Below are 16,412 nucleotides of genomic sequence, written 5' to 3' on the forward strand. Positions count from 1 at the left end.
TACATTTTGGATCAATTCCCACATTGATTCTCCTACCGTACAAACCATTTTAACATAAATATAAAAATTGTAATTATATTCAAAAAATTATATCTTACACGCTAATTCCTCGAATAGTATCAACATGGATATACAACAGGACAAAACTGTTATTATCATTATGGGAGTTAGTGGATGTGGTAAAACAACCATAGGTAAATTGCTATCAAAAAGATTAAAACTTCCTTTTTTTGATGCCGATAATTTCCATTCTCAGGAAAACATCAATAAAATGAAACAAGGAGTTGCCTTAAATGACACTGATCGTTTGCCATGGTTAGAAACACTTTCCAAAGCCTTACAAGAATGGTCTGAAACTAGCGGGGCTATCCTAGCCTGTTCCGCTTTAAAGGAAACCTACAGAACCATATTGTCTTCAAAAACATGCGTAACATGGGTTTACCTTTCTGGCTCGTTTGACTTGATTTTTTCCAGAATGCAACAACGGGAAGGTCATTTTATGAAAGCCGATTTATTAGAATCACAATTTAACGATCTGGAAATTCCTGAATATGGTGTACATATTGACATAGCACATGCACCAGAAACCATTATTGATACAATCTTATTAAAAATAGCTGTACATGAATAAATCTAGCTTCGGACTCATTGGCCTGGGCGTTATGGGCAAAAATTTAAGCTTAAATATTGCCGAAAAAGGACATTCGCTATCCGTATACAACCGAACAATAGAAGGCGAAGAAAAAGTAGTAAATGAATTCCTTGAACTGAAAGAAGAACATATGCAGATTAAGGGCTTTACCAGTCTGAATGAATTTATAAATTCTTTAGAACGTCCCAGAAAAATATTAATAATGATTAAAGCTGGTAAGGCTATCGATCAGCTTATTGATTCGCTGACCCCCATACTTTCAGAAGGGGATATTCTTATAGACGGTGGCAATTCTCATTATCAGGATACCAAAAGGCGACAGCTGTTTTTAAAAGAGAAGAAATTGAATTTTATAGGCCTTGGTATCTCGGGAGGAGAAGAAGGAGCTCGAAAAGGTCCTTCGTTAATGCCGGGTGGTGACCTTCAAAGTTACAACATAGTAGCCCCTGTATTAGAGTCCATAGCAGCAACCGATATACGAGGCTCTAAATGCTGTTCCTATATCGGTCCAGACGGATCTGGCCACTTTGTTAAGATGGTACATAACGGTATTGAATATGGAGAAATGCAACTACTGGCCGAAGTATATGCACTTTTGTCTCTAACAAGATCAAATGAAGAAATCAAAGAGCTCTTTATAGAATGGAACTCGGGAAATTTAAACAGCTACTTATTAAAAATAACAGCAGACATTTTAGCCTTCAAAGAAGAAGACCAATATGTGCTTGATTTTATTTTGGACAAAGCTGGTAATAAAGGAACAGGCTCTTGGTCAACCAAAGCCGCTTGTGATCTTGGTACGGTAAACACAATAATGGCTTCAGCCGTATTTGCACGTTATATTTCTTCTTTTAAAGATAAGCGAAGTGCATTATCTAAATTGATAACAGAGCCAAGCGATAGAGATAGCAACATTCACAATAACACTATTAAAAAAGCCTATGAATTCGCCAGAATAATTAATCATCAACAAGGCTTTCATTTACTTAATGAAGCCTCTAAATTATACAAATGGCAGCTTAACCTTTCAGAAATTGCAAGAATTTGGACCAATGGCTGCATCATTCGTTCAGAATTAATGAGCAATTGTATTTCTTATTTTAGTGGCAATCATGATCTATTCGAAAATTCTAACATTATTGAAACACTTAAGACAAACGAACAAGCTGTGAAATCTGCTCTTATTAATGGACTAACAAATAGGATTTCTTTAGATGTGTTTTCGGCTGCTAATAATTATTGGATTGCTATGACAACCGAAAGACTTTCAGCCAATATAATTCAAGCACAAAGAGATTACTTTGGAGCGCACACCTACCAAAGGATTGATGCTTCAATCCATGACTTTTTTCATACTAATTGGCATAAACCATGATAGATTTAACCTTATTATCCTCTGTACTAGCGGGTATAATCATCTTACTTGTACTTATTCTTTATTTTAAAATACAAGCATTTATAGCTTTACTTATAGCTAGTATTAGCGTTGGCGTCCTATCTGGCATGGCTCCTTTATCTATTATTAAAACCATACAGGAAGGAATGGGCAACACCCTTGGTTTTGTTGCTGTTGTCGTTGGTTTAGGAGCTATGTTTGGTGCTATTTTGGAGCACTCGGGTGGTGCCGAATCTTTGGCAAAATTCCTTGTAAACAAATTTGGAGAAAAATACGCTTCTTGGGCATTGATGTTAACAGGTTTTTTGGTAGCCATTCCTGTTTTCTTTGATGTGGCATTCATTATTTTAGTACCAGTGATTTATGCGCTACAAAGAAAAACCGGTAAATCACTACTTTTATACGGTATTCCGCTATTGGCAGGACTGGCAATTACACATTCATTCATTCCACCTACTCCGGGTCCCGTGGCTGTTGCCGATATTATTAAAGTCAATTTAGGTTGGGTTATTCTCATGGGATTTATTGTAGGAATACCAACAGCTATAGTATGTGGGCCTATATTTGCCAAATACATCGCTAAACACATTCATATAGAAGCTCCTAAATTAAAAATGGATAATGATGCCCTTAAAACCTATCCTTCGGTACGCCTTATTCTAAGCATCATAGCCATTCCTATCGTTTTAATTATTTTAAACACACTTTTTAATAGTCCGATTGGTCAAAACATACTTCCCCAAAAAGTAGCACATTGGTTAACCATGATTGGTCATCCCTTTTCCGCATTGATCATAGCCAATTTAATAGCTTGGTATGCCTTGGGTATCCTAAAAGGCTTTTCAAAAGAAAAACTTTTAAACATTACAACCCAATCCATGGGGCCTGCTGGAATTATTATACTCCTAACGGGAGCCGGTGGTGTTTTTAAGCAAATGCTGGTTAACACCGGTACTGGGACTATGCTTGCTAATTACTTTTCATACGCAGGTATCAATATACTACTATTTGCTTTCATTGCTGCAGCACTTGTTAGAATACTCCAAGGTTCAGCCACAGTTGCCATGATTACTGCAGCTGGTTTAACTTCCCCCCTAATAACTAATGCTTCACTATCAGAACCCCATAAGGCCTTATTGGTCATTGCCATTGCTTCTGGAGCTACAATCATGTCCCATGTTAATGATAGCGGTTTTTGGCTGGTTAGTAAATATCTGGGGCTTTCCGAAAAGCAAACCTTCAAATCCTGGACGGTGATGACAACGATTTTGGCTTTGATTGGATTAGTGAGTACATTCGTTTTGTCATTATTGATCTAGAGTTATTGATGCCAGATTTTAAGATACATACCTAGAATCATATTCCTACAATAAATATTTAAATTAATATCATCTTTCTTAACTTAATGTTAATTTTTGTATCATTGTACAAATATACTTTATTGTGTCTGGTGATAAATCAAAAAATACTATTCCTTTAAACCCTTCAGAATCTGAGGATTTATTTGATTTACTATACAAATTACATTACCCGCTTTTATTTAAAATTGTACTAAGCTATATCCCTACAAAAGAAGACGCAGAAGAAGTTTTGCAAGACGCTTTTATAAAAGTATGGCGTAAAAAAGATGTGTTAAACACTGACGACAATATAACAGGATATTTATACCGGATTGTAAAAAACACATGCCTCGACTTCTTAAGAAGTAAAAAGCATACACTATCATTGGAAACGAACCTGTTACAGCAAAAAAACCTTTTAAATTATAATGCCTTATCCAATGAAACGGCTTCGCGCATTATTGAAAAAGAACTTCAAAAAAAGATAGAGGAAAGTATTGCCCTTTTGCCTAAAAAATGCCAGCTTATCTTTATTAAAAGTCGTTTTGAAGGATTAAAACACAAGGAAATATCGGCTGAAATGAATATCTCTACAAAAACAATAGAGAACCATATTACCAAAGCTTTAAGCCATTTACGCATTCATCTTAAAGACTTTTTACCGTTTTTATAAAAAAAATCATTTTCGACTAGGGGATGGTATCTTATATCTACGTATGTAGTAATATAGAGTAAAATTTACTTTGTACAAATGCGTAAAAAAGATATACATAAATTAATTAAAGGTGAACTTTCTAATGAGAGGGAAAAGGAAGTTATTGATTGGCTTCTTAAAAACCCCAAAAAGAGAGCACAATACGAAATTTTAAAAGCCAAACACGTAGCTGCTTCCTTAAACAAAGTAAGCATCAACAATATTTACGAACAAGAGAATCCTTCAAATAATCATACAAAATTCATTTACAGTGGCATAGCCATTGCGGCAATTATTTTAATTGCAGCCTTTGTGACTTTTAACATTTCCAAGCCTGCAACCTACGAAAACGAACAAAACACCCTAGCACTTGTTACCACAAAAAAGGCAGAAAAAAGGTATATATTACTTGAAGATAGTACAAAAGTAACCCTCAATGCAAATAGTGTTTTATCCTATCCCAAACATTTTATTGGTAATACCCGGGAAGTAACTTTAAAAGGAGAAGCCTTTTTTGAGGTTACCAAAAACCAAGACAAGCCATTTATTGTATCTCTTGAAAATGGGATGAAAATAAAAGTACTGGGTACTTCCTTTAATATTAAATCCTATGCAGAAGATAAGGATATCAAAACGACTTTGGTAACTGGTAAAGTGAAAGTAATAAAAGAACAAGACAGTACAACTATAGATTTAGTTCCTTCGCAACAAGCAACTTACATTAAAGAAAAAGATAAAATAATTGTTGAAAAAGTAGACACAAAAAAATTCACCTCTTGGAAAGAGAATAAATTTATCTATAATGAAACGCCTATGGCACAGGTATTAAGAGATCTTGAACGTGCTTATAATGTGACGTTCATAGTAGAATCCAAAGACATTTATAAGTATAAATATAATGGGGTATTCGACAACTTCAGTATCAACCAAATTTTAGAGATATTCGAGATATCATCCCCCATTACCTATCACATTAAAAATAATCGTATAACCTTAAATCCTAAAAAATAAATGCAAAAAGGTGAGTGCTGCAACACTCACCTTCATATAATAAATCATTTAACCACACATATCACTTAGTAATTAAACAATTAAAATCACACAAAAGTATGAAAAAAAAGACACTCTTTTTTTCAAAAATCCCTATTGTACGGATTATGAAAATTTATTTAGTACTTATTTGTATCTCTCTGACCAAAATTTTTGCTGTTGATGCCTATTCCCAGAGCATCAGTTTAAATGCAAAAAATGAAAAAATCAAAACTATATTAAACAAGATCGAAGGAGAAAGTAATTATAGTTTTTTCTACAACAGTTCCATTATTAATGTGAACAAAAAACGCTCTTTAAATGTTGAGAATACAGATTTAAAGGACGCTCTTAAAATGCTATTTATTGATACTGAAATAGATTTCAGCTTTCTAAGAGATCAAATTATTTTATATCCAAAAAACCAACCAGAACTAAGGCTGAAACTCGAAAATCTTCTTAAGTCCAGTGAAGAGGCCATAGTGTCGTCATTAACCCTAGAAATGATCAATGAATTTATCAATTCATCATTACAACAAAGCATTTCGGGAACCGTAACGGATAATACTGGTATGCCCTTACCTGGCGTGAGTATCATTATAAAAGGGACTAACTTAGGAACCACAACCGATTTTGATGGCAATTATTCCATTAATGTGCAAAATCCAAACGACGTATTGGTCTTTTCGTATATAGGATATGGAACCAAAGAAATCGCTGTTAATAACCAATCTACTATAAATGTAACTTTAGATGAAGCTGCTTCGGAGTTAGAGGAAGTCGTTGTAGTTGGTTATGGCACAGAAAAAAAAATAAATCTTACAGGATCGGTAGGGACTGTTCAAAGTGAAGAACTTAATTTGGTTCCGGTTGCGAACTCAGCTTCACTCTTAACAGGAAGAATTCCTGGTATTGTGACTAAACAAAGCTCTGGACTTCCTGGTTCTGAAGGCGTTAATATTAGCATACGAGGTTTCGGAACGCCATATATATTAGTAGATGGAGTAGAGTTAGCCGGAGGCTTTACCAGAATTGATCCTAACGAAATAGAAACAATTTCTGTTTTAAAGGATGCGGCGGCGGCTGTTTATGGTTCTCGAGCAGCAAATGGAGTAATTTTAGTAACTACTAAAAGAGGGAAATCTGGTGCTCCCAGTATTACATACAGCAATTCTATTTCACTTCAAGAGGCTACTTCCTTTTTCGATCATGTAGATGCCAGCAAGTATGTTGAGTTGGTAAGAGAATCCGATTTTAATGATGCCGCTGCAGCAGCGAGACTATCAGAAGATCCATTGCCAACCTTATCAGGTCTAGATAGTAGTGGCGTTTTGCAATTTACGGCAGAGGAATTGGCAAATTACCAATCTGGTGCGCCTGGTTATGAAGGGGGTAATTGGATTGATGCTCTAATCAATAATGGTGCCCCGCTTATAAAACATAATGTTTCTGTTTCAGGAGGTAGCGAAAATGTCAAGTATTTTACATCTGCAGGATATACTAAGCAGGAAAGTTATTTCACTAATAGGGATCATGACTATTCCCGATATAATGTACGGTCTAATTTAGATGTTGCTGTAAATAAGCGTCTTCGTTTTAATTTGGACTTATCCTTTAGACATGATTTTAGGACTCGAGCAGCAGATGTAAATAATATCTTTAACGATTTGGCAACGGCACAACCGATTTATCCTACAGAGCTCCCTGATCCATCGCAAGGTGCCGCCTACTCAGGTTTTTCACAAAGAAATCCCGTTGCCAGAACCAGTCAGGAATTATATGGTTTCACTAATAGGTACGACAATACGTTTACAGGGAAATTGGGACTGGAATATAAAATTCTTGGAATAGAAGGATTAAAACTAAAAACCGAATTTAATGTCATTACCCTTCAAAGAAACACTAAAAATTTTGTAAAACAATACCCTGTTGTAGAATACAATCCAGTAGATGGTTCTTATATCCTCCAAGCAGTTCAGGGAGCGATAACTTCTGTAAGTGAGAACCAGTTTAGACGCCATCAAATATTTCCTCTCATTTCGCTAGAATACCAAAAGCAATTTGGAGATCATTTTGTAAAAGGGCTTGTTTTAGGGGAAACCAGATCTCGAAAATTCTCCTTCTTATCAGCAGGTAGGGAAGAATTGCTTACAACGGCTATTCCTGAAATTTTTGTAGGAAATACAGATTTTCAATCAACTGGAGGTTATTCTGGGTCTGATTTGGGATCAAAAAGTTTGGTTGGACGTTTTGATTATAGATATAAAGACCGTTATTTATTCCAGGCCACTTTTAGAGCTGATGGCGATGTACTATTCTCCCCAACAGCACGATGGGGGTACTTTCCTAGTTTTTCAGCAGGATGGGTAATGTCTAAGGAAAATTTTTTAAAGGACAGCAATACGATTGATCATCTAAAGCTTAGGCTATCCTATTCAGAAAGTGGAGATGCTCGTGCATCGGGACTGAGCGGTTTTGATTATTTAACTGGTTATGGATTATCTGGAACTTATCTGTTTGATGGTTCTACTTATCAAGGCATCCGAACTTTAGGATTAGTTAATCCAGATTTGACATGGGAAGAGGCTACGAGCTACAATGTTGGTCTTGAAGCAAATTTCTTTAACAATAGATTACAATTTGAAGCGGATGTTTTTTACAGAGACCGAAGAAACCTGCTCAGACCAAACACAGCTGAAATACCTTCCACATTTGGTGGTAATCTACCCTTGGTTAATTTAAACACTGAAAACAATAGAGGAATTGATGTCAAACTTAATTATCAACAGACTATTGGGGATTTACAACTTTATGTCTCACCTAACTTTACTTATACGAGAAGAAAATTTGATAAAGTTTTTGATCAGGAAGAATTTACAGATGAAGACCAAATAAGAATTAATGACAGACGAGGTCAATGGGCGAATCGCAATTTTGGATATTTTTCAGATGGTATTTTCATGTCCCAGCAGGAAATAGACAATCACCCTATTGATCAGGATCAACAGGGCAATGCATCTCTTCGCCCTGGAGATATTAAGTATAAGGATTTAAACGATGATGGAGAAATAACCTTTAGGGATCAAGACGTAATCGCCTTCAATAGTGGTTTGCCTGAAATGATTTTTGGATTGGCCTTAGGGGCAAAATACAAACAGTTTAGTTTGGACATGCTGTTTCAAGGAGCTTCACGATTTAGTATGAATGTTTCGGGAGCGGCAAGAAAGGCTTTTTCAAACTCTTCCATACCGTTTGACTACCATTATAACTTAAGATGGCAGCCAGACCCTAACAATCCGGATGTAAATATAAACCCGAATGCCCAATTGCCAGCCATTACGGCTACTGGAAGTACCAATAATGATAGAAACTCAGATTTTTGGAGAAAGGATGTCACTTTTGTAAGGTTAAAAACTTTAAACCTTAGCTATAATCTACCAAAAGAAGTGATCAATAAAGTAGGAATTAAAAATCTTCAACTCTATACCGGAGCCGAAAACTTGTTTACACTGACCAATTTAGGGATTTATAAAAATTCTTTCGACCCGGAGTCTGCAGAAGGAAATCCTTCAAGGGATCTGCCGATAATACGTAACTATTCACTAGGAATGAGAATAACTTTTTAAAAAAAACACTATGAAAAAATATATAAATTATTATAGTTTGATTCTATTTTTAGGGCTCTTCTTCACGGCTTGTGAGGATCCTTTCGATTTGACCCCCTCTGATATTATTTCGGACAGCGTGGTTTTTGATGATGAGAATTTGGTGAATGCTTTTTTAACTGATATTTATGCAAGGGCTATGTTTGAACCCTCTGGAGGGCAATCTAACTATAATCAAAATTTGATTAATGCTTATGGAGGTGAATCCCGTAATTTTGCGCCTTGGCAAGCACCTTTTGGGGATGTTATAGGTCCTGTATACGATGAGAATGGGGCAAGGTCATTAACTTATTGGCCCTATGCAGCCATAAGGGAGATGAATGTTTTTATCGAGAAAGTACCACAATCTACAGCAATAGATCAAGATTTTGCAGCAGTTAAAGTGGCCGAAGCCCGGTTTGTTAGGGCTTGGACTTATTTTGAACTGGTTAAACGTTATGGAGGAGTACCTTTGGTAACAAAGGCTTTACCAGCAACAGCTACTAAAGAAGAGTTGTTTGTTTCCCGTAATTCTGAAAAAGAAATATATGATTTTATAGGCACGGAAATGGACGCCATCAGTGCCATTTTACCAACAACCTCAGAAAAAGGTCGAGTTAACCGTTGGGTGTCACTGGCTCTAAAGAGCAGAGCTATGCTTTATGCTGCCTCTGTGTCACAATTTGGAACCCAACAACTGGATGGGTTATTAGGATTTCCTGCTAGCGAAGCTAATAGTTATTATCAAAAATCATTAGCTGCCTCGAATGAGATATTGAAGAATGGACCATATTCGCTATATCGCAAAGAAGGCGATCCAGCACTTAACTTTGAAAAACTATTTACGGACGAGAACAACAATCCCGAGACCATCTTTGTAGAAGAATGGGACGTTGAAGCAGGTAAGGCTCATTCTTGGGACTATTTGACCAATCCTGATGGCTTTGGTTTTGGGTGGAATTCTAATTTCCCTGTGTACCTAGAGACATTGGAACAGTTTGACTTTATGGATGGCTCTTCAGGAAAAGTAGATAGAGCCATGTATGATGATGCTACTACAATAGATCCAGATTGGTATTTCGAGCAAAGAGATCCCCGTATGCGTGCCTCCATCTTTTATCCAGGAACCATGTGGCGTGGACAGCAGGTTTACTATCATAGAAGTACAGATTATACAGATCCTCAAGATGGCATTAAAAAACGTTCTACAAGTAATACGTTTATAATCCCTGGATCCAATGGCTGGCCAGGTGCTGGGCCAAGAAGAAATATTTCCGCAGGAAATAACCCCACGGCATTGCAAATTAGAAAGCGTTGTGACCAAACCTTAGGAGATTTGGCAGATCAAACTTCTGGAAGTGACTTCATTGTGTTTAGATTGGGTGAGATTTACCTAAACTATGTGGAAGCTGCATATTATCTGGGCGACCCTAATGGAGATATGATGGCCATGATAAACGATTTAAGGGATCGTGCAAGTATGCCTGCTCTGTCAATATCTGAAATTACAGAAGATAAAATTCGCCAGGAAAGAAGATGTGAATTAGCATTTGAATCGCAAGTGTTTTGGGATTTGAGACGTTGGAGAACTGCCGTTCAAGAATTAGACGGCGTAGTAAAAAATAGAATGCACTTTAGGTATGATTATGACAATAATACTTATACCATTGCAATAGCCAATGGAGATAAGGGTAGAGTAAGGTCTCATACCGAAAGAAATTATTATTATGCTTTTGGTCTTTCCCGTATTGCAGATACTAGGATAAAAGAAAATCCAGGATATGAATAACAGTAAAACAGGCGAAGTCTAATAGACTTCGCCTGTTTTTATAAACAATAGTGATTTTATACATACTGCAAACCACAGGAGACGAACACTTACCGACAATAATACAATTAATAAACTTTTTACAATGAAACTAAACTATTTTCTGGTTCCCCTCATCTTCTTATTGTTGTGCAACTGTAAGACCAAAGAAAAAGAAGAGAACTCCTCTCCTTCTACACCTCCAATTAAACCTAACGTTATTGTTATTTTGGCAGACGATCTGGGATACAACGATGTGGGCTTTAATGGTAGTAAGGATATCAAAACGCCTAACATCGATCAATTGGCCAACAATGGTACCATTTTTACAAACGGTTATGTAAGTTACGCCGTATGTGGTCCCAGTAGAGCTGGACTTATTACTGGACGCTACCAAGGCAGATTTGGTTTTAGTCGTAATCCTCTTTTTGCTCCTAAAGACTCCTTACAGGGCTTGCCTACATCTGAGGAAACTCTTGCAGATGCATTAGGTAAATCTGGGTATCAAAACATGGCTATTGGTAAATGGCATTTAGGAGCTCACGAATCGCAACGGCCACTTAAAAGAGGGTTTAATGAGTTCTTTGGTTTTTTAACAGGAGGACACAAATATTTCCCTGAACAATGGATTCGACAAGATATATCAGAAGTCACCTCACAAGGCGATGCTTATAATACCAAACTATTACGTAATAATGAACGTGTGGAGGAAAACGAATATTTAACCGATGCCTTATCCAGAGAAGCGGTGAGCTTTGTAGAGCGTCATGCCGAAACCCCATTTTTTCTTTACCTAGCCTATAATGCGCCCCATACACCATTACAAGCAACAGAAAAATATTTATCAAGATATCCAGATATAAAAGATAAAAAACGTAAAACCTATGCCGCTATGGTAAGTGCTGTAGATGATGGTGTAGGGAATTTATTGAACAAATTAAAAGAACTGAATATAGAAAACAATACCATAGTGTTCTTCCTTTCGGATAATGGAGGACCCGAACAACACGGTGCTAATAACGGCGAACTAAGGGAAGGAAAAGGTTCTTTGCATGAAGGAGGCATTCGCGTACCTTTTGCCGTACAATGGACAGGAACGATCCCAGCTGGAAAGGTATACAACAACCCAGTCATATCATTGGATATTTTTGCTACTGCCGTGGCCTTAGCTGGTATATCACCAAAAAATGAAGTAGATGGCACGAATCTTATCCCCTATTTAAAAGGACAGGATAAAAGCGTACCCCATAAGCATTTATTTTGGAGACACTTTGACGCCGAAGCCTTTTCTATTAGACAAGGTGACATAAAACTTGTAAAAGATAAAAAAGGGGACATTGGTTTATACAATTTAGCCAATGACATTAGTGAAACTAACTCGATAGACAATGATTCTTTGAGACTTGATCTTAAAAACAAACATGACCAATGGAACAGTACCAATATAGATCCTGTATTTTTGGGATTAAAGCATAATAAAATGTATAACCAGGAACACCCTAACCGCTTTGTCAATGGGGAAAAATATTAATAAAATCTTTAATATTTGACCAAAAATTGTTTCTACTTCTCAAATTAATATAGCGGTCAAAAAAAGAAAATAGGTTCTTTATATAACTAAAACAAATGAAAATTATTTCATTAAGATGAATAAAAATAACATTATAATTATGAATAAAATTATATCATTTAAGTTACTTTCAATAGGCGTTTTAATATTATCGTTCAGCTGTAAAACAATAAAAGATAAAATAACAACTGTTGAAAATTGGCGATTAGGTACGTCGACTAATCTAATGAAATTGAACGAAAAAACGATAATAGACTTAAAAAATGCTGGAATAACTGATGTTGAGTTTGGCATTGGGAGAATGAGAACTGATGAGGAGATTAATAAAGCCCTAGCCAAAATTGACTCTGTGTTACCGTTACTTAAGAACAATAATATTAATGTATGGTCAGTTCATATACCCTACGGAAATGGGATTGACGTTTCTGTTACAAATGACTCTTTAAGAAAAATTGCTATTGAAGAAGTAACAAAGATTATATCGGTTTGTGAAAAATTAGAACCAGAAAAATTCGTAATGCATCCAGGTTTTGGAAAAGTAACAGAAGAACAAAGGGAGGCAAGATTAATAGCTTGTAAATCGTCACTTGAAAAATTGGTTAAGGTAACAGCAAGATATAATGCTGAACTTGCTATTGAGTGTTTGCCCAGACAATGTTTAGGAAACACTACTAAGGATTTGTTATTTCTATTAGATGTTAAGAGTTTAAAAGTTTGCTTTGACACAAACCATTTACTCCATGAAACACATGAAGAATTTGTAAAGAAAATAGGATCGTATGTTGTAACATTACACGTTGCGGACTACGATCGTATTAATGAACGCCATTGGTTACCAGGGAAAGGTGTAATAGATTGGTCTCAGTTGATTGATGGTTTGGTTTCTGTTGGGTACAATGGTCCCTTCCTTTTTGAATCTGCTGGTACCTTTGAGGAAAAAGCTATGTGTTGGAAAAGGTTAAGGGCTAATTACAAACATTTTTTAGAAAAAAAGCGGTAAATTTTATAAAAGGTATAAAAAGTAAGTTCATTATTTTTAACAACTCCCAAACGGGTAACGATAACAATAGCGGAACTTCTAAAGATAAACCGTGGCGTAGTATTTCGAAACTTAACAGTATTAAACTAATCCCCGGAGACCATGTTTACCTAGCACAAGGACAAACCTTTACCGGAAACATAACTCTAAAAAATATAAATGGTAGCCAAACTGATCCTGTTAAAATTTTAAGTTATCTCCCAAAACATAAAAAATCAAGCACACCACCCCAAATTGTAGGAGGCATAAAAATTGAAAATGCCTCCTTTATTGAAGTTAGTAATCTCGCAGTTACAAAAGGCGTGAAAGATTCTACAATAATCGGCAAAAATTACAAATATATACGCTGTGGTATATTGGTTAAGACCACAAAACCGGGAATCTATGAGCATATTAAATTAAAGAACATACACGTAAGCAATATTTTCTTTGAAAAAGAAGGGTATATTCGACCTAAAGAGGAAGTAAGAACACCCAATGGCATTCAAAACTACGGATGGGGCATTCGCTTTATAAACAATCTGGATGCGGCATACTTTAAACATGTCTCAATAGACTCTTCAATTATAGAAAATGTAAGTCATACCGGCATTAAGCTAACTGTTAGATCCAACGATAATAACTTTGGCCTAACAGATTTTCAGATTTCCAATAATAAAATTAATAATATCGGTGGTCCGGGCATCCAGATGTCTGGGGTTTCCAATGGTCATATTTTCGAAAATATAGTAGATAGATCTGGCAGCAATGACGATTCAAGAAAATGGGGACGCGGTAGTGGTCTTTGGACTTGGGGATCATCAAACATTTTAATAGAAAAAAACAGATTTATGGACGCTAATGGACCAGGGGACTCGGCAGGGGCACACATCGATTTTAACTGTAGTAATATCATCCTACAATACAATTTCAGCGCTAATAATGCAGGAGGATTCTGTGAAATTCTAGGAAACAATTATAACTGCGCGTACCGCTACAATATTAGTATAAATGACGGGTATCGTGTGAAAGGAGAAAACGGTGCCTTCCAAGAAGGAAAAATTTTGTGGTTGAGTGGATATAATGGTCGTAAGGTTAAAAGAAAAGGGCCATTTAACAGTTATATTTATAACAATACCATTTACGTCTCAAAAAACATTGTTGCCAAAATAGCTATAGACCGGGCAGCCAAAGGCATTTTAATTGCCAATAATATATTTCATATTAAAGGAGCTTCCATAGCTGTAAAAGGAGACCAATACAATCCAGAAACTGAAGGAGCCTGGGAAACCACCGATGTGATTTTTAAGAATAACCTATTCCTTCATGGTAAAAGCTGGCCTATAAACCAACCTTTGCAAGATGCTAAGCCTCTATTTGGAGATCCCAACTTCTATAAAAATAATGGAAGAGACATTAAGGACTACATTCCTCAAAACGTGGGATTGGTTAAAAATAAAGGCCTTATTATTCCCAAATTGCCTCATGACTCTATTGGGATAACAGTAACATTAAACCCTCCTAAAGATATTCTCGGCAACCCAATTAAAGGGTTGCCAGATTTGGGAGCTATAGAAATAGATTAATTATAAGTACTGTAATTAGTTTTTGGATTACCTACGAGCCCCTTTAAACCAAATAAAATAAAAAGGTAAGCATCTTGTCTTCCCTCAAGTCTTTTCATCAAAAATTTAAACGCTCTGGTAATATGCCCTTCTACTGTTTTTACTGAAATATCTAAATAATCCGAAATCAATTATAGTTCTTTATGGAGCCATTCATTATTAAGCCACTTTTTCGAGCACCAACCCCGTTGCGGTTAGGCCTGGCCCAAATGCTATTGCAATAACTTTTGTATTAGGCTTTATATTGGGATCGTTTACAATCTCATTGAAGATATGAGGAATCGTTGCAGATGACATGTTTCCATTATGCTTTAGAACCTCATAAGACCACTGCGCCTGTTTTTTATCAATATCTAATTCCCTAACTACATAATCAATAATTTTTGGGCCTCCAGGGTGTATCGCAAAATACATTGCTGCTTTCTCTTCTTCAAAATTTAGATTGATCTTATTACACATAAAAGAGATAAACTCCTTTACGTTCTTTTTAATGAATACAGGAACACGCTTTGACAGAGTCATTAAAAAACTATATTCTCCCAAGTCCCATGTCATATCTTCAAGAGAATCAGGAATAATAACCTCATGGGAAGCTAAAATTTTTAAACCTACCTTCTTGTGTAAATTTGTATCCTTATAAAAATTAGTCTCATCGTACAAAGAATATCCTATAAACCCATCAGAAAACAACGAACAAATCATTGTATTTGCTGCAGAAAATTCAGTTAAATTCAAATGAACTGAAAGCAACTCCGTATGCACTATATCAACTCTTCCTTTATCCTTACTATAACATAACAAACCAGAACCAGTTCTAATAGCAGGGAAAGCACCATAACAGCCCATATGATAAGAATGGGTTACCTTTACATTTTCCCAATTGCGTTTAATTACGGCTTCTTGTGCCAAACTTGGAGAAGAATACCCAGAGCAAGTAACATGAATAATATTTTCGGGTTTACCATGCGATAATTCATAAAACTTATCAAAAACATACCCCATTTTAACCTTAAACCAATCCATACGCACCTCTATCTTAGGACCATAATGACTTTCTGGTAACACTTCAAACCCCTCAGGAAAAACATAGTTAGAAGGATCCGTACTATCCATATCCTTAACAATAAAAGACTCTACCTCGTCAAAAATCAATACCTGTCGCTTCTCTATATTTTTAGAAGAAACCGCATACTTATCGACATGCTCAGATATCTCTTCAAAACTAACAAGATCTCTATCAGCTTTCCCCTCTTTTTCAACAATTACAGGATGATTCTGGAAATGATGGTATAAAAATTTTGTGTATTGATTTATTCTTTTTTGATTAATCAACTTTCCTACCACAATAGGGTGAAAGTTAGAAAGTATAATGGAGTTCATATCAATATAGTTTAGTCATTATACAAAGTTAAGTAATAATGCCTTACCATATGAATTTAACAGACTGATTTTTAGATAATTAGTATTATTCTTACATCTATAATGCCTCTGGATTATAAAAACTATAGAGATATCCATAGTCCTATCTCACTGGTTTTCGTCCGTTTCCTTTAAGGGTATAAAAACAAAAAAATCCCGTTCCAATTGATATGGAACGGGATTTCTAAAAAAGGCGACGACCTACTCTCCCACAAGTG

11 protein-coding genes are annotated in these 16,412 nt (G+C 35.8%); 10 read left to right on the top strand and 1 reads right to left on the bottom strand.

Annotated features, from left to right (window positions below; genetic code table 11):
- Positions 1-124: 124 nt before the first annotated feature.
- From ABD792_RS12795 to ABD792_RS12840, 10 genes are all read left to right on the top strand, one after another.
- A complete protein-coding gene (locus tag ABD792_RS12795) occupies positions 125-631 on the top strand; it encodes a gluconokinase (RefSeq protein ID WP_345006618.1) in 507 nt (168 codons plus the stop codon).
- On the top strand, positions 624-2,027 hold the full coding sequence (gene gndA, locus ABD792_RS12800; RefSeq protein WP_345006619.1) for an NADP-dependent phosphogluconate dehydrogenase: 1,404 nt from the start codon (positions 624-626) through the stop codon (positions 2,025-2,027). The genes ABD792_RS12795 and gndA overlap by 8 nt, the downstream gene beginning before the upstream one ends.
- Entirely contained in the window at positions 2,024-3,367 is a 1,344-nt protein-coding gene (locus tag ABD792_RS12805; protein ID WP_345006620.1) for a GntP family permease, read from the top strand. The genes gndA and ABD792_RS12805 overlap by 4 nt, the downstream gene beginning before the upstream one ends.
- A 124-nt stretch (positions 3,368-3,491) precedes the next feature.
- Positions 3,492-4,061 carry an RNA polymerase sigma-70 factor gene (locus ABD792_RS12810; protein WP_345006621.1) on the top strand — a complete coding sequence of 190 codons (570 nt, stop codon included), beginning with the start codon at positions 3,492-3,494 and terminating at the stop codon, positions 4,059-4,061.
- 78 nt (positions 4,062-4,139) lie between these two features.
- Positions 4,140-5,093 carry a FecR family protein gene (locus tag ABD792_RS12815; RefSeq protein ID WP_345006622.1) on the top strand — a complete coding sequence of 318 codons (954 nt, stop codon included), beginning with the start codon at positions 4,140-4,142 and terminating at the stop codon, positions 5,091-5,093.
- Positions 5,094-5,191: 98 nt separating this feature from the next.
- Entirely contained in the window at positions 5,192-8,737 is a 3,546-nt protein-coding gene (locus tag ABD792_RS12820; RefSeq protein WP_345006623.1) for a TonB-dependent receptor, read from the top strand.
- 10 nt (positions 8,738-8,747) lie between these two features.
- The gene (locus ABD792_RS12825) at positions 8,748-10,544 is read left to right on the top strand and encodes a RagB/SusD family nutrient uptake outer membrane protein (RefSeq protein ID WP_345006624.1); all 1,797 of its coding nucleotides are present in this window, start codon (positions 8,748-8,750) and stop codon (positions 10,542-10,544) included.
- A 124-nt stretch (positions 10,545-10,668) separates the two neighbouring features.
- Positions 10,669-12,093, top strand: a complete 1,425-nt coding sequence (locus ABD792_RS12830) for a sulfatase-like hydrolase/transferase (RefSeq protein ID WP_345006625.1) — start codon at positions 10,669-10,671, stop codon at positions 12,091-12,093.
- A gap of 139 nt (positions 12,094-12,232) precedes the next feature.
- On the top strand, positions 12,233-13,132 hold the full coding sequence (locus ABD792_RS12835) for a sugar phosphate isomerase/epimerase family protein (RefSeq protein WP_345006626.1): 900 nt from the start codon (positions 12,233-12,235) through the stop codon (positions 13,130-13,132).
- Between the two features lie 341 nt (positions 13,133-13,473).
- Positions 13,474-14,736 (top strand): right-handed parallel beta-helix repeat-containing protein, encoded by a 1,263-nt coding sequence (locus tag ABD792_RS12840; protein WP_345006627.1) that lies wholly within the window; start codon positions 13,474-13,476, stop codon positions 14,734-14,736.
- Positions 14,737-14,934: 198 nt separating this feature from the next.
- Here ABD792_RS12840 and ABD792_RS12845 read toward each other — a convergent pair whose 3' ends face one another.
- The gene (locus ABD792_RS12845) at positions 14,935-16,155 is read right to left on the bottom strand and encodes a 3-oxoacyl-[acyl-carrier-protein] synthase III C-terminal domain-containing protein (RefSeq protein WP_345006628.1); all 1,221 of its coding nucleotides are present in this window, start codon (positions 16,153-16,155) and stop codon (positions 14,935-14,937) included.
- Positions 16,156-16,412 lie beyond the last annotated feature (257 nt).

The organism is Snuella lapsa, assembly GCF_039539345.1.
Lineage (GTDB): Bacteria > Bacteroidota > Bacteroidia > Flavobacteriales > Flavobacteriaceae > Snuella > Snuella lapsa.

What these genes read in the sequence shown, in the direction of transcription:
- ABD792_RS12815 (WP_345006622.1), top strand. Translation starts at nt 4,140, where the DNA reads ATGCGTAAAAAAGATATACATAAATTAATTAAAGGTGAACTTTCTAAT.
- ABD792_RS12835 (WP_345006626.1), top strand. Translation starts at nt 12,233, where the DNA reads ATGAATAAAATTATATCATTTAAGTTACTTTCAATAGGCGTTTTAATA.
- ABD792_RS12830 (WP_345006625.1), top strand. Translation starts at nt 10,669, where the DNA reads ATGAAACTAAACTATTTTCTGGTTCCCCTCATCTTCTTATTGTTGTGC.
- ABD792_RS12805 (WP_345006620.1), top strand. Translation starts at nt 2,024, where the DNA reads ATGATAGATTTAACCTTATTATCCTCTGTACTAGCGGGTATAATCATC.
- ABD792_RS12795 (WP_345006618.1), top strand. Translation starts at nt 125, where the DNA reads ATGGATATACAACAGGACAAAACTGTTATTATCATTATGGGAGTTAGT.
- ABD792_RS12825 (WP_345006624.1), top strand. Translation starts at nt 8,748, where the DNA reads ATGAAAAAATATATAAATTATTATAGTTTGATTCTATTTTTAGGGCTC.
- gndA (WP_345006619.1), top strand. Translation starts at nt 624, where the DNA reads ATGAATAAATCTAGCTTCGGACTCATTGGCCTGGGCGTTATGGGCAAA.
- ABD792_RS12845 (WP_345006628.1), bottom strand. Translation starts at nt 16,155, where the DNA reads ATGAACTCCATTATACTTTCTAACTTTCACCCTATTGTGGTAGGAAAG.
- ABD792_RS12820 (WP_345006623.1), top strand. Translation starts at nt 5,192, where the DNA reads ATGAAAAAAAAGACACTCTTTTTTTCAAAAATCCCTATTGTACGGATT.